Genomic DNA, 14,901 nt, shown 5'->3' with positions numbered 1-14,901 from the left:
AATCGAGTTCCGTATCCTTGCGTTTCAAACCGCCGGCCTAGCGCCGGCGGTTTGCGTTTCAGCCGTAGTGCATGGACGACCGGCAGGCGCCGTGAATTGGCCCAATTCCGTGTTTCTGGACAGGCTGCGGCGTGATCGGTAAAAGGCCCAATCCATCTTCTAGAACGAAGAGCCCATTTGCCGCCGGCCGGGCCGGCGGTTCTCTCCAGAAGGCAGTATCATTCATGAGTGGCGTGAACGAGATCCGGTCGACATTCCTCGACTACTTCCGCAAGGAGGGGCACGAGGTCGTCGCGTCGAGCCCGCTGGTGCCGCGCAACGACCCGACGCTGATGTTCACCAATGCCGGCATGGTGCAGTTCAAGAACGTCTTCACCGGCCTGGAGAAGCGACCTTATTCGCGTGCCACCACCGCTCAGAAGAGCGTTCGCGCCGGCGGCAAGCACAACGACCTCGACAATGTCGGCTACACCGCGCGCCACCTGACCTTCTTCGAGATGCTCGGCAATTTCTCGTTCGGCGACTATTTCAAGGAGCGCGCCATCGAGCTCGCCTGGAACCTGATCACCAGGGAGTTCGGGCTGAAGCAGGACAAGCTGCTCGTCACCGTCTACCACACTGATGACGAGGCAGCCGGCTTCTGGAAGAAGATCGCCGGTTTTTCCGACGACCGTATCATCCGTATCGCGACCTCGGACAATTTCTGGGCGATGGGCGACACCGGACCATGCGGGCCGTGCTCGGAGATATTCATCGACCGCGGTGAGCATATCTGGGGCGGCCCTCCCGGCAGTCCGGAAGAGGACGGCGACCGTTTCCTCGAATTCTGGAACCTGGTGTTCATGCAGTATGAACAGGTGACGAAGGACGAGCGCATCGACCTGCCGCGCCCGTCGATCGACACCGGCATGGGCCTGGAGCGCATGGCCTCCATCCTGCAAGGGGTGGAAAGCGTCTTCGAGACCGACCTGTTCCGTCACCTGATCGACGCCGCGTCGTCCGCGCTTGGCCGCGGTCCGGATGCGGACACTGTCGCATCGTTCCGCGTCATCGCCGACCATCTGCGTTCGTCCTGCTTCCTGGTGGCCGACGGCGTGCTGCCATCCAATGAAGGCCGTGGCTATGTGCTTCGCCGCATCATGCGCCGCGCCATGCGCCATGCGCAGTTGCTCGGCGCCCGCGATCCCCTGATGTGGCGCCTGGTGCCGGCGCTGGTGCGCGAGATGGGCCAGGCCTACCCGGAACTTGTGCGCGGCGAACAGATGATCACCGAAACGCTGAAGCTTGAGGAAACCCGTTTCCGCAAGACGCTGGTGCGCGGCCTCGGCCTGCTTTCGGAGGCGACCGAAAAACTGGGCGCCGGCGACATGCTGGACGGCGAGACAGCTTTCAAGCTCTACGACACCTATGGCTTTCCGCTCGATCTGACGCAGGACGCGCTGCGCCAGCGCAACATCTCGGTCGATCTTGCCGGCTTCACCAATGCGATGGAGCAGCAGAGGGCCGAGGCGCGCAAGAGCTGGGCCGGCTCCGGCGAGGCCGCGACCGAAACGGTGTGGTTCCCGGTGCGCGAGAAGACCGGCGCCACCGAATTCCTCGGCTATGAGACCGAGCAGGCTGAAGGCCTCATCCAGGCGCTGGTCAGGGACGGCAAGACCGTCGACAGTGCCACCAAGGGTGATGCGGTTGCCGTGGTCGTCAACCAGACGCCGTTCTACGGCGAGTCCGGCGGCCAGATGGGCGATACCGGCATCATTTCGGGCGAAGGCTTCTCGATCGAGATTTCCGATACGCAAAAGAAGGCCGATGGGCTGTTCGTGCATCTCGGCAAGGTGACCAGCGGCACGGTCAAGACGGGTGCTGCCGTCGAGCTGAAAGTCGACCATGCGCGCCGTTCCAGGCTGCGCGCAAACCACTCCGCCACGCATCTGATCCATGAGGCGCTGCGCGAAGTGCTGGGCACCCACGTCGCGCAGAAGGGTTCATTGGTGGCGCCTGAGCGGCTGCGCTTCGACATTTCGCACAACAAGCCGATCTCGCCTGACGAACTCGAAGAGGTCGAGCGCATGGCGAACGAGATCGTCGTGCAGAACAGCCCGGTGACCACGCAGCTGATGTCGGTCGACGATGCCATTGCCGAAGGCGCCATGGCGCTGTTCGGCGAGAAATACGGCGATGAAGTGCGCGTCGTTTCCATGGGCACGGGCCTGCATGGCGCCAAGGCCAACCGGCCCTATTCGGTCGAGCTCTGCGGCGGCACCCATGTCAGGGCGACCGGCGATATCGGTCTGGTGCGCATCGTGTCGGACGGCGCGGTCGCCGCCGGCGTGCGCCGCATCGAGGCGCTGACCGGCGAGGCTGCGCGCAGGCATCTCGACGAGCAGGACAGACGGCTGAAGGCGGCCGCGGCAACGCTGAAGATCTCGCCGGCCGATGTGCCGGCGCGCGTCGAAGCGCTGCTCGACGAGCGCAAGAAGCTCGAGAAGGAACTGACCGAGGCGCGCAAGAAATTGGCGCTGGGCGGTGGTGCTGCAGCCGGAGCACCGGCCGAGAACGAGACGGTCGCCGGTGTCGGTTTCCTCGGCAAGGCGGTCTCCGGCGTCGCGCCGAAAGACCTGAAGCCGCTGGCCGACGCCGGCAAGAAGTCGCTCGGCTCCGGCGTCGTCGTCTTCGTCGGCGCTGGCGAGGACAACAAGGCAAGCGTCGTGGTCGCCGTCACCGATGACCTGACCGCCCGCTTCAGCGCCGTCGACCTGGTGCGTGTCGCATCCGCCGCCTTGGGCGGGCAGGGCGGCGGCGGCCGCCCCGATATGGCCCAGGCCGGCGGCCCCGACGCCTCGAAGGCCGGCGACGCGATCGCCGCGGTGAAGGCGGCGCTGGAAGCTGCCTGATCGGATAGGAGAATTTATCGCAAGGCTCGGAGGGACAGCACCCCCCTCTGTCCTGCCGGACATCTCCCCTCAAGGGGGGAGATTGGATGTCATGCCTGCTTTCGCCAATTTTCAAGGTTGGAGGAAAGGCGGGGCAATGAAGCTGCCAATCTGCCCCCTTGAGGGGGAGATGTCCGGCAGGACAGAGGGGGGTGCAGTCCCTCGGCCTCTCGTATTTTTCACCCAACCTTTTCGGTACGAGCAAAGCTCGGGCGCTGAGCGATGCCGTCCCACCATCCCTGAATATCGGGAAATTCGGCCAGCAGCTTCCGCCCTTCGGCGACCTTGATGAAATAGCCGATGATCGCCGCCGCATGCAGGTCGGCGAGCGTCAGTTGCTCGCCCAGCAGCCACGGCCCGGCGGCTTTCAGTGAGGTGAGCACGCGAAGCACCGTCTCCGCCTGGCCAAGTCCGGCGGCGATCCGCGCCTCGTCGGGCGGCTCGTTCTCCAGCCGCTCGACGGCGACGTCCCAAACCATCGCCCGATAGGCATAGGCGTCGAGCATGCCGATGATCTGGTTCATTCTTGCGCGGGCGCGGGCATCCGCAGGTTGCAGCGCCGGCCCGTCGAAGGCCTCGTCGACATAGCGCGCGATCGCGCTCGCCTCGAACAGGCGAAAGCCGTCATGCTCGAAGGCCGGAATGCGGCCGAACGGATGATGCTCGAAATACCAGCCGGGAATGCCTTCAGCCGCGAAGACATCGACCGGCGCGAGCTCGTAGTCGATGCCCTTTTCCTCAAGCGCGAGGCGGACGATGCGCACATAGACGCTGTAGTCCGCCCCGTAGACGACGGGCTTGCTCATGCTGCCTGTGCGATCAGGCCATCGCCTTCTGCAAATTCTCGTCGATCTTGTCGAGGAAGCCGGTGGTCGACAGCCATGGCTGATCCGGGCCGATCAGCAGCGACAGATCCTTGGTCATGAAGCCGCTCTCGACGGTCTGGATGCAGACCCTTTCCAGCGTTTCGGCAAAGCGCTTCAGCTCGGCATTGTCGTCCAGCTTGGCGCGGTGCGCGAGGCCGCGCGTCCAGGCGAAGATCGAGGCGATCGAGTTGGTCGATGTTTCCTCGCCCTTCTGGTGCTGGCGATAGTGGCGGGTGACGGTGCCGTGCGCTGCTTCCGCCTCCACCGTCCTGCCGTCCGGCGTCATCAGCACCGAGGTCATCAGGCCGAGCGAGCCGAAGCCTTGCGCCACCGTGTCGGACTGCACGTCGCCGTCATAGTTCTTGCAGGCCCAGACATAGCCGCCCGACCATTTCAGGCTGGAGGCCACCATGTCGTCGATCAGCCGGTGCTCGTACCAGAGCTTCTTCGCCTTGAACTCGGCCTCGAACTCCTGCTCGTAAACCTCCTGGAAGATGTCCTTGAAGCGGCCGTCATAGGCCTTGAGAATGGTGTTCTTGGTCGAGAGATAGACCGGATAGTTGCGCAGCAGGCCGTAGTTCAGCGAGGCGCGGGCGAATTCGCGGATCGACTCGTCGAGATTGTACATCGCCATGGCGACGCCGGCGGCCGGCGCGTCGAACACATCGTGCTCGATCACCTTGCCGTCCTCGCCGACGAACTTGATCGTCAGCTTGCCCTTGCCGGGGAAGCGGAAATCGGTGGCGCGGTACTGGTCGCCGAAGGCGTGGCGGCCGACGATGATCGGCTTGGTCCAGCCGGGCACCAGCCGCGGCACGTTCTTCATGATGATCGGTTCGCGGAAGATGGTGCCGCCGAGGATGTTGCGGATCGTGCCGTTCGGCGACTTCCACATCTTCTTCAGCTTGAATTCCTCGACGCGCTGTTCGTCGGGCGTGATCGTCGCGCATTTCACGCCGACGCCATGTTTCTTGATGGCGTTGGCCGCGTCGATGGTCACCTGGTCGCCGGTAGCGTCGCGGTGCTCGACGCCGAGGTCGTAATATTCGAGCGTCAGGTCGAGATAAGGATGGATCAGCTTGTCCTTGATGAACTGCCAGATGATGCGGGTCATCTCGTCGCCGTCGAGTTCGACGACCGGGTTCGCCACCTTGATCTTCGCCATGGAAAGAATGCCTCGTTGTTGGGGATCGGAACGGCCTTGCCCGCATGGCTTTCGGCCGGGGATGCGCCCGTATATCAAAGCATTTTTGGCCGCGCAAACGGCGATCCGCGCCAGCGGGGCATTGGGTGCTCTTTTGCGAAAGCTTCATTTTCGCGGCCGTATATGGCAGGGAACGCCGAAATGCCGCAAACAGCAGTTCATTGACAGCCATGCCCAAGGATCCCGACATTCCTCTTGCCGCCGGCCCGGCGATCATCCTGGTCGAGCCGCAACTCGGCGAGAATATCGGCATGGTCGCGCGCGCCATGGCGAATTTCGGCCTTGCCGAGCTGCGCCTCGTCAATCCACGCGACGGCTGGCCGAGCGACAAGGCGCGCGCTGCCGCAAGCCGTGCCGATCATGTCATCGACGCCGTTACGATCTTCGACGATCTGGCAGCAGCGGTCGCCGATCTGAACTTCGTCGTCGCCACCACGGCGCGCGCACGCGATAATTTCAAGCCGGTGCGCGGTCCGGTCGAGGCGGGCAGGGCGCTGCGGGCGCGGCAACGCTCCGGCCAGCGCACCGGCATCCTGTTCGGTCGCGAGCGTTTCGGTCTCTACAATGACGAGGTCGGTCTCGCCGACGAGATCGTCACCTTTCCGGTCGACCCGGCCTTCTCCTCGCTCAACATCGCGCAGGCGGCCCTGCTGATGTCCTATGAATGGATGAAGTCCGGCCTGGAAGACGAGACCAGGACCAATTTCGCCAGCCCTGAAATGCTGCCGGCGACGAAGGAGCAGTTGCACGGCCTGTTCGCCTATCTGGAGGGTGCGCTGGAGGCGCGCGGCTATTTCCGCCCGGCGCCGAAGAAGCCGAAGATGGTCGACAATCTGCGCGCGGTGCTGACGCGCGCCGGCTTCGCCGAGCCGGAGCTCAAGGTGCTGCGCGGCATCATCTCGTCGCTCGACAGGTTCTCGCCGGCGATGCCGCGCGGCGACGGCTCGCCGGGCGATGACCCAAGGCGGCTACCTGCGGCTGCGCGCGCCCGTAAGGCCCAGATCGACGCTACGGCCGAAAAGGCCGCCGGCAAAGACGACGACATGCCACCGCAAGGCGGCAAGGGAATCGACAATGACTGATCGCCCGATCCTGATGTTCGATTCCGGTATTGGCGGCCTGACGGTGCTGCGCGAGGCGCGCGTGCTGATGCCCGATCGCCGTTTCGTCTATGTCGCCGATGACGCGGCTTTTCCTTTCGGCGCCTGGGAGGAACCGGCGCTGAGGGCACATATACTGGAGCTGTTCGCCAAACTGCTCGACCGGTTTTCGCCGGCCATTTCGGTCATCGCCTGCAATACCGCCTCGACGCTGGTCATCGATGCGATGCGCGACAGATTTCCCGACCACCCTTTTGTCGGCACAGTGCCGGCGATCAAGCCGGCGGCCGAACGCACGCGCTCCGGACTGGTTTCGGTGCTGGCGACGCCCGGCACGGTCAAGCGCCAGTACACGCGCGACCTGATCAGCAAATGGGCGCAGAAATGCCATGTCCGCCTGGTCGGCAGCGACAATCTGGCCGGGCTGGCCGAAATCTACATGCGTGAAGGCTTCGTCGACGAGGAGGCCGTGCGCGCCGAGATCGCGCCGTGCTTCGTCGAACATGACGAACTCAGGACCGACATCGTCGTGCTGGCCTGCACGCACTATCCTTTCCTGGCCAATCGCATGCGCAAGACGGCGCCTTGGCCGGTCGACTGGCTCGACCCCGCCGAGGCGATCGCGCGCCGAGCGATGTCGCTGCTCGTTCCCATGCATGGGCCTCGGTCGGTCGACAAACCCGATATCGCAGTCTTCACCTCCGGCAAGGCGAATTTCGCCATCAGCCGGCTGATGCAGGGTTTTGGCCTGACCGTTCCTTGAGACGGGAACCCGAGGAACATAGGCGCGGCCATCGCGTTTTTCCCTCAATCGCAAACGGGAGAAACCATCATGCCAGCCACCTCGAAAGCCCAGCAAAAGGCCGCCGGCGCGGCGCTGTCCGCCAAGCGTGGCGAGACGAAGAAGAGCGAACTGAAAGGCGCCTCGAAGGGAATGTACGAGTCGATGAGCGAAAAGCAGCTTGAGGAATTCGCCGAGACCAAGCGCAAGGGCTTGCCGGCGCGGCGTTCTCGACAAAAATGAGCCGGCTCAAGGCGCCGCCAGCGATGCGCCGTACCAACGGCGGGTTTGACTCAACGCTTCCTTGACCCATAGTCTCCAACTCCCGGACGCTTGAAAGGAGATGGAGTCGATGGCGGACGCTGCGATGCACCAAGAATCCGTGGAACCAAGTCTGCGCCGGGTGATGGGTCCATGGCTGCTTTTGCTGTTCATCGTCGGCGATATTCTCGGCACGGGCATCTACGCTCTGACCGGCAAGGTTGCGGCGCAGGTCGGCGGCGTTGTCTGGTTGCCTTTTCTGGTCGCCTTCGCCGTCGCGGTCATAACAGCCTTCAGCTATCTCGAACTGGTGACGAAGTATCCGAAGGCCGCCGGGGCGGCGCTCTATACGCACAAGGCGTTCGGTGTCCATTTCATCACCTTCATCGTTGCCTTCGCGGTGATGTGTTCGGGCATAACGTCGGCGTCGACGGCGTCGCGGGCATTCGCGGTGAATCTCTCCAAGGCCTTTAACCTCGGCTGGGAGGGAACCGGCGCCATCGTCATGCTAAGCCTCGCCTTCATGGCCTTGGTCGCCATCATCAATTTCAGGGGCGTCGGTGAAAGCGTGAAGGCCAATGTGGTTCTCACCTGCGTCGAATTGACGGGCCTGTTAATCGTCATCTTTATCGGCCTGTCGGCGATTGCCGGCGGCCAGGGCGATGTCTCGCGCGTTACGCAGTTCCATGCACCCGACGGCAGCGGCGCTTTTTGGCCGGTGATCGCGGCGACGACGCTGGCCTTCTTCGCCATGGTCGGCTTCGAGGATTCGGTGAACATGGCCGAGGAAACGAAGGAGCCGAGCCGCATCTTCCCCAAGATACTGCTCGCCGGCCTGCTGATGACCGGCCTGATCTATGTTCTGGTGTCGATCTCCGCGGTGACCCTGGTCGAACCGGCCCAGCTTGGCGAAGGCGAAGCGCCGCTGCTGAAGGTCGTGGAAGCCGGCGCGCCCGGCTTCCCGCTTTGGATCTTCGCCTTCATTACGGTGTTCGCGGTGGCGAACAGCGCACTGATCAACATGCTGATGGCTAGCCGCCTCGTTTATGGCATGGCGCGCGAGCACGTACTCCCGCCCGTGTTGGGCAAGGTGCACGCCGGCCGCCGCACGCCGTTTGTCGCGATCGGCTTTACGACGCTGCTCGCCTTCGGCCTGATCACCTTTGTCGGCAATGTCCCCGATCTTGGCGGCACCACGGCGTTCCTGCTGCTTTGCGTCTTCACCATCGTCAACATCGCGGTGCTGGTTCTGCGCAAGGACAAGGTGGCGCACGATCACTTCACCGCCCCGACGATCCTGCCGTTGATTGGCGCCGTGTGCTGCGGCTTCCTGACCGGGCCCTGGACGGGCCGCAATCCCAATGAATACAGGATCGCCGGCATCCTGCTCGCCCTCGGCATCGCCTTGTGGGTTGTCACGGTGTTGATCAATCGCGCGACCGGAATGAAGCCGGCCGCACCGACCATGGAAGAACTGGGCGGCGGCGGCCCGGTCAATTGACGTCGACCAGCCTGACGTTCCGATCGTGGAATTGCCGCGGCCGGAGAGCTTGACAGCGACCGACTCCCGGTTTAATCAGCGCGCCAACACCGGGCCGCAATGCCCGGTGGTTTCTTTTATGTGTGCAAGGCTTCCTGGGAAGCCAATTTATACTTTCCCGGAGCCTTGTTGAAATGACGTGTCCCGTGGGTTTTCCGTCGCGTTGCGTGGGAAACCCTGTCAGGTCTCGAAAACGGAGGCCAGAGGAGGGCGCGTTTCCTTCACCCGGACCATGAGGTTCGGGTGTGTTGTTTTGAAAAGGGAATGCGATGAGCAAGCGCGAATCCGCGAAGTACAAGATCGACCGCCGTCTCGGCGAAAACATCTGGGGCCGCCCGAAGTCCCCGGTCAACAAGCGTGAATACGGCCCCGGCCAGCACGGCCAGCGCCGCAAGGGCAAGCTTTCCGATTTCGGCCTGCAGCTGCGCGCCAAGCAGAAGCTGAAGGGCCACTATGGCGACGTTTCGGAAAAGCAGTTCCGCAAGGTCTATGAAGAGGCCGATCGTCGCAAGGGCGACACTTCGGAGAACCTGATCGGCCTGCTCGAATCGCGTCTCGACGCGGTCGTCTACCGCGCCAAGTTCGTGCCGACCATCTTTGCCGCCCGTCAGTTCGTCAACCACGGCCACGTCAACGTCAACGGCAAGCGCGTCAACATCGGCTCCTACCGTTGCAAGCCGGGCGACGTCATCGAAGTGCGCGAGAAGTCGAAGCAACTGGTGATCGTGCTGGAATCGGTTGGGCTCGCCGAACGCGACGTGCCCGACTACATCGAAGCCGACCACAACAAGATGACCGCGAGCTTCACGCGCATCCCCGGCCTGGCCGACGTTCCGTTCGCCGTGCAGATGGAACCGAACCTGGTCGTCGAATTCTATTCGCGCTGATCGGGCACTTCATCCGACATCCAATCAAAGGCCGCCCGTCGAGGCGGCCTTTTCTTTGTCCGCCATGTCCGTTAATCCCGAGCCCACAAAGACTCTTCCGGGCACCAATAGGACTCTGGGGCCGACGCGCCATGAACATGCTGCCAGAAACGCTCGAACCGGTTGCCGATGCCGAAGGCGGCTTTCATCCGTTGTTTGCCGACGTGCCGTCTTCCGTCGAATTCAACAAGCTGCGCAAGCGGCTGCTGCGGCTCACCCGTCAGGCGATCGACGATTTCGCGATGGCGACACCCGGCGCTCGCTGGCTGGTCGCCTTGTCGGGCGGCAAGGATTCCTACGGCCTGCTTGCTCTGCTGCTCGATCTCAAATGGCGCGGGCTGCTGCCGGTTGAGCTCCTGGCCTGCAATCTCGACCAGGGCCAGCCGAACTTCCCCAAGCACATCCTGCCCGACTATCTCGACAGAAACGGCATCCCGCACCGCATCGAATACCAGGATACCTATTCGATCGTTACCGACAAGCTCCCCGAGGGCAGCACCTATTGTTCGCTCTGCTCGCGGCTGCGGCGCGGCCATCTCTACCGCATCGCGCGGGAGGAGGGCTGTTCGGCCCTGGTGCTCGGCCACCACCGCGAGGATATCCTCGAAACCTTCTTCATGAACCTGTTCCATGGCGGACGCCTCGCCGCCATGCCGCCCAAACTGCTCAATGACGAGGGCGATGTCATGGTGCTCAGGCCGCTCGCCTACTGCGCCGAGGCCGATCTCGAGAAATTCGCCGCCGCCATGCAGTTCCCGATCATCCCTTGCGATCTCTGCGGCAGCCAGGAAGGCCTGCAGCGCAACGCCATGAAGGCTATGCTCGACGATCTGGAAAAGCGCATGCCCGGCCGCAAGGACACAATGATCCGCGCCATGGCCAATGTGCGTCCCTCTCATCTGCTCGACCGCAAGCTCTTCGATTTTACAGCCCTCAACGACACCCTCACCGCAAGGCAAGCCGATGACATTTGACGATACCGCGATCGACTGGCTCGCCGAACTCCTGTCCGACGCCGCCAAGGCCGAGATCATGCCGCGCTTTCGCCGGCTGAACGAGGGCGATATCCGCCAGAAGACTTCGGCCGCCGATTTGGTGACCGAGGCCGACGTCAACGCCGAGCGCCTGATCACCGTCAGGCTGCGCGAGCGTTACCCCCAGGCGATGATCGTCGGCGAGGAGGCGTGTTCCGACAATCCGGCGCTGCTTGAGGGCTTGGGCGACGCGGATCTCGCCTTCGTCATCGATCCGGTCGACGGCACCTTCAACTTCGCCTCGGGCGTGCCGCTGTTCGGTGTCATGCTGGGCGTCGTGGTCAAGGGCGAGACCGTCGCCGGCATCATCCACGATCCCGTCGGCAAGGACTGGCTGATCGGCGCCAAAGGCGCCGGCAGCCACATCCGTCACGCACATGGCAATATCGAGAAGGTGCATGTCGCCAAGCCCGCGGCGATGTCGCAGATGACCGGCGCCGTGTCCTGGCAGTACCTGCCGGAGCCGGAACGGTCGCGGCTGGCGCGCAACCAGACCAAGACCCTGTCGCAGTTCAACTATCGCTGCGCCGCCCACGAATACCGTTTGCTGGCCAGCGGCCATGGCCATTTCGTCGTCTACAACAAGCTGATGCCGTGGGACCATCTGCCTGGTGTCCTGATCCATGCCGAGGCTGGTGGCTATACGGCGCGTTTCGATGGCAGCGACTATCTGCCGTCACATCTCGGCGGCGGCATCATCGTCGCGCCGGACAGGGAAAGCTGGCGGGAATTGCGTCGCGAGCTCTGGGCGGAATAGGCTCGCCAGAGTTTAACCCGGCGGCAGTCTATGGCTGAAAGATTGGCGCAACCTCGTCCACATGGGGAGACACGAATGAAGACGCGGTCCGCAATTGGCGCAGCCGCCCTTGCCCTCGCTGTGGTTGCCGGCGCTACCCAGGCAGGGGCACAGGAGCGCGCTTGTCGCAGTCCCGAGCCCATCAACACCATAGACGAGATGTTCTCCGCGATCTTCGCCTGTTGGGAGCCGCCCCCTGGAAGCGCGGGCATGACCCTGACGCTGCAGTTCTCACTTCGACGAAACGGCACGCTTATTGGCAAGCCTCGCGCCACCTATTCCCATCTGGGGAACGATGACCAACTGAACCGGCTCTTCGTGGCTTCCGTCCTCAAGGCTCTCGACAAGGCTCTGCCAATGCCCCTTTCGGACAGCATGGGTGGAGCAATCGCGGGACGTACGCTGTTTCCTCGTTTCACTGCAGCCGCTGAAGGTAGGTCGTAATGCATGTCGCGCAAAAGTGTGCAGCGGTTTTGCGGTAACGACATGCATAAAAACAAGAACCTAAAGCGTCGCATGAGGCCGGTCGAACGCGACGCGCTTTAAAGCGCGGACATCAAACCGGCGGATTGTGTGGCTGGAACATCTTGCCACGCTCGGCGATCAGGATCATCAGCAGCGCCGCGACCGAGACGCTGCAGAAACCGGCGGCCAGCGGCGTGACCGTGCCGTTGAAGGCCTGGCCGATCAGCGTGCCGAGAATGCCGCCGAGGAAGGTCTGCATGAAGCCCAGAATGGACGATGCCGTGCCGGCCAGTTGCCCGAGCGGCTCCATGGCGAGCGCGTTGAAATTGGCGCCGAGCGCTCCGAACGGCAGCATCGCGCAGGCGAAAAAGGTGATGAAAAGCCAGAGCGGCATCTTCATTTCGATCGATACCACCAGCCAGGCAAGGCTGATGGCCAGAAACAAAAGCAACGCGCTTTGCGACAGGCGGCGCATGCCGATGCGGCCGACGAGGCGGGAATTCAGATAGTTGGAGAAGGCGAGCACGCCTGCAACGCCGGCGAAGATGACGGGGAACATCTCGCCGACATTGAAGATGGTGACATAGATCTGTTGCGCCGAGGCGATGAAGCCAAACATGGCGCCGAAGATGAAGGTGCTGGCGAAGGCGTAGCAGAGCGCCATGCGGTTGGTCAGCACGATGCGGAAGCCGCCGAGGACAGATTCGACCGTCAACGGTCTGCGATATTCAGGATGCAGCGTCTCGGGCAGGCGCAGCAGCGACCAGGCCGACACGACCAGCGCGCCGGCCGCCATGACGATGAAGATCACATGCCATGTCGCGAACAGCATGATGAACTGGCCGATGCCGGGGGCGACGACGGGTATCGCCATGAACACCATGAAGATCAGCGACATCACCTCGGCCATGCGCCGGCCGTCGAATGTGTCGCGCACGATCGAGACGGCGATGACGCGTGTGGCGGCGGCGCCGATGCCTTGCACCGCCCTGCAGATCAGAAGCGTGGCGAAGGACGGCGCAATGGCAGCCGCGGCTGCCGCCGCGACATAGATCACCAGTCCGGCGACCAGTGGCGCACGCCGCCCGAAGCGATCCGAAATCGGCCCGAAGAAAAGCTGTCCGCCGCCGAAGCCGAGAATATAGGCGGTGATCACATATTGGCGGTGGTTTTCATTGGCCACGCCGAGCGATGCGCCGATCTGCTGCAGCGCCGGCAGCATGATGTCGATGGCAAGCGAGTTCAACGCCATCAGCGCCGCGCACAGCGCGATGAACTCCCAGCGCGGAATAGGCAAGGTGCTTGCCTGTTGCGGCGCTTGTGCATGCTGATCCACGGCAAAGTCCGATCTTTAAAAACGAACATACGCCAGCAGGGCCGGCGCAAAAGGTTCGTCTTGCTCCCGACGTTCAGGATCTAAAAATGCCGAGGTGGGGCTACCCCGGTGCGTTAGCGCATGACCCCAAAAATCGGAGCCGATTTTCGGAAAGCATCATGCGCAACATCAAAGTGCTACAGCGTCCTTTGCGCGTCCTATAGGACGCGCAAAGGACGCTGTAGTGCATGTCGCCCAAAAGCGTGCAGCGGTTTTGGGACAACGACATGCACAAACGAGGAATCAGGCGGCGCCTTTGACGCTCACGCCCTTTTCGACGAGGAATGTCTGCAACTCGCCCGCCTGGAACATCTCGCGCACGATGTCGCAGCCGCCGACGAACTCGCCCTTGACATAGAGCTGGGGGATCGTCGGCCAGTTGGAAAATTCCTTGATGCCCTGGCGCAGCTCGGCCGAGTCCAGCACGTTCACGCCTTTGTAGTCGGCGCCGATATAGTCGAGGATCTGGACGACCTGGCCGGAAAACCCGCATTGCGGGAAACCGGGCGTCCCCTTCATGAAGAGAACGACGTCGTTGCCCTTAACTTCATTGTCGATGTAGTCGTTGATACCGCTCATGGAGAATCCTTTCACGCCCGTGGGAGGCAGGCTCGAAGCATACTCTTCAAATAAACCCATAGGTTGCTCGAAACAAGACGTTTGCCGCATCGCCTTGCAAATGGCGCAAAGGATGGCCTGATGTTGGGCCAAGAGATGTGGTCACTGTTTTTCCCGGAAGATGATGAAAAGGCGGCATATAGCGGCAATCCTGATTGGCGTTCTCGCGCTCGCGCTGGCCTGGTGGTTCAGGCCACCGGCGCTTCCGCCGGTCGTCATTGGCGGCGAACTGCCCGCGCCATGCCGCGATCTCAGCTTCGAGGCGGTTCCTTACGTCGTCTGCGAGATCGATCTTCGCAGCCATGACATCGGCGTCTTCCACGCTGGCGCGGACGGCAAGGCCTTCGGTTCGTTGGAAGAATTCGACAAGGCGATGGCCGGCCAGGGCACGCCGGTCCTGCTCGCCATGAATGCGGGTATGTATCACGACAACTTGTCGCCGGTCGGGCTTCTCGTCGAAGATGGACGTGAGAAGGCGCCACTCAACCTTGCGGACGGCGAAGGCAATTTCTTCCTGAAACCGAACGGCGTGTTCCTGGTCCGCAAGGATAGCAAGGCAGCGGTCATGGAGACCAGCGCCTATGCCACGGCCCGGCCGGATGTGGCATTCGCCACGCAGTCAGGCCCGATGCTGGTGATCGACGGCCGGCTTCATCCTCGCTTCGAGGAGAACGGCGTCTCTCGCTATGTCCGCAATGGCGTCGGCGTGCGCGACGGCGACACGGTCGTGCTGGCGATCTCACGCTCGCAAGTCAGCCTCGGCAGCTTCGCCCGGCTGTTCCGCGACGCGCTCCACTGTCCCAACGCGCTTTTCTTCGACGGGGTGGTCTCGGCGCTGTCGAATGGCGACAGGATGATCGTCGGCGGCAAATACCCGGCCGGGCCGATCATCGCTGTGTCAGCGAAGAAGCCGTTGTCCGAATAGCCTCAGGAGACGACACCGCCTGCCTTATCCGGCACCAATCGGCCATTTTGGAATATAGCTCTAGCTAAATCTTAGAGCAT

General features: G+C 62.8%; 14 protein-coding genes. 10 read left to right on the top strand and 4 right to left on the bottom strand.

The window, feature by feature from the left end:
• Positions 1-224 precede the first annotated feature (224 nt).
• Complete coding sequence (gene alaS / locus AC0L2H_RS19595; RefSeq protein ID WP_473591749.1) at positions 225-2,891, top strand: alanine--tRNA ligase; 2,667 nt, start codon at positions 225-227, stop codon at positions 2,889-2,891.
• Positions 2,892-3,109: 218 nt separating this feature from the next.
• Here the strand turns inward: alaS and AC0L2H_RS19590 are convergent, their stop codons facing one another.
• Complete coding sequence (locus AC0L2H_RS19590) at positions 3,110-3,736, bottom strand: glutathione S-transferase family protein (protein ID WP_473591748.1); 627 nt, start codon at positions 3,734-3,736, stop codon at positions 3,110-3,112.
• A 13-nt stretch (positions 3,737-3,749) separates the two neighbouring features.
• Positions 3,750-4,961: an NADP-dependent isocitrate dehydrogenase gene (locus tag AC0L2H_RS19585; RefSeq protein WP_473591747.1), complete on the bottom strand. Its 1,212-nt coding sequence runs from the start codon at positions 4,959-4,961 to the stop codon at positions 3,750-3,752.
• A gap of 209 nt (positions 4,962-5,170) precedes the next feature.
• On the opposite strand from AC0L2H_RS19585, the gene AC0L2H_RS19580 reads away from it, so the two are divergent.
• From AC0L2H_RS19580 to AC0L2H_RS19545, 8 genes are all read left to right on the top strand, one after another.
• Positions 5,171-6,082 (top strand): RNA methyltransferase, encoded by a 912-nt coding sequence (locus tag AC0L2H_RS19580; protein ID WP_473591905.1) that lies wholly within the window; start codon positions 5,171-5,173, stop codon positions 6,080-6,082.
• A complete protein-coding gene (gene murI / locus AC0L2H_RS19575; protein ID WP_473591746.1) occupies positions 6,075-6,863 on the top strand; it encodes a glutamate racemase in 789 nt (262 codons plus the stop codon). Before AC0L2H_RS19580 ends, murI begins: the two co-directional genes overlap by 8 nt.
• Positions 6,864-6,932: 69 nt before the next feature.
• On the top strand, positions 6,933-7,124 hold the full coding sequence (locus tag AC0L2H_RS19570; protein WP_473591745.1) for a DUF3008 family protein: 192 nt from the start codon (positions 6,933-6,935) through the stop codon (positions 7,122-7,124).
• A gap of 109 nt (positions 7,125-7,233) precedes the next feature.
• A complete protein-coding gene (locus AC0L2H_RS19565) occupies positions 7,234-8,643 on the top strand; it encodes an APC family permease (protein ID WP_473591744.1) in 1,410 nt (469 codons plus the stop codon).
• A 308-nt stretch (positions 8,644-8,951) separates the two neighbouring features.
• Positions 8,952-9,569 (top strand): 30S ribosomal protein S4, encoded by a 618-nt coding sequence (gene rpsD / locus AC0L2H_RS19560; protein ID WP_097575658.1) that lies wholly within the window; start codon positions 8,952-8,954, stop codon positions 9,567-9,569.
• Positions 9,570-9,700: 131 nt separating this feature from the next.
• Positions 9,701-10,582, top strand: a complete 882-nt coding sequence (gene ttcA / locus AC0L2H_RS19555) for a tRNA 2-thiocytidine(32) synthetase TtcA (RefSeq protein ID WP_473591743.1) — start codon at positions 9,701-9,703, stop codon at positions 10,580-10,582.
• Complete coding sequence (locus AC0L2H_RS19550; protein ID WP_473591742.1) at positions 10,572-11,399, top strand: inositol monophosphatase family protein; 828 nt, start codon at positions 10,572-10,574, stop codon at positions 11,397-11,399. Before ttcA ends, AC0L2H_RS19550 begins: the two co-directional genes overlap by 11 nt.
• A 75-nt stretch (positions 11,400-11,474) precedes the next feature.
• The gene (locus tag AC0L2H_RS19545) at positions 11,475-11,882 is read left to right on the top strand and encodes a hypothetical protein (RefSeq protein WP_473591741.1); all 408 of its coding nucleotides are present in this window, start codon (positions 11,475-11,477) and stop codon (positions 11,880-11,882) included.
• A 112-nt stretch (positions 11,883-11,994) separates the two neighbouring features.
• Here the strand turns inward: AC0L2H_RS19545 and AC0L2H_RS19540 are convergent, their stop codons facing one another.
• Complete coding sequence (locus AC0L2H_RS19540) at positions 11,995-13,239, bottom strand: multidrug effflux MFS transporter (RefSeq protein ID WP_097575654.1); 1,245 nt, start codon at positions 13,237-13,239, stop codon at positions 11,995-11,997.
• A gap of 282 nt (positions 13,240-13,521) precedes the next feature.
• A complete protein-coding gene (grxD, locus tag AC0L2H_RS19535; RefSeq protein ID WP_473591740.1) occupies positions 13,522-13,857 on the bottom strand; it encodes a Grx4 family monothiol glutaredoxin in 336 nt (111 codons plus the stop codon).
• A 163-nt stretch (positions 13,858-14,020) separates the two neighbouring features.
• On the opposite strand from grxD, the gene AC0L2H_RS19530 reads away from it, so the two are divergent.
• Positions 14,021-14,821 (top strand): phosphodiester glycosidase family protein, encoded by an 801-nt coding sequence (locus AC0L2H_RS19530; RefSeq protein ID WP_473591739.1) that lies wholly within the window; start codon positions 14,021-14,023, stop codon positions 14,819-14,821.
• The last annotated feature ends 80 nt before the right edge of the window (positions 14,822-14,901 follow it).

This window comes from Mesorhizobium sp. WSM4871, from assembly GCF_055811295.1.
Note: the sequence above shows the minus strand (reverse complement) of the source record. Positions and strands in the feature narration are given on the sequence as shown.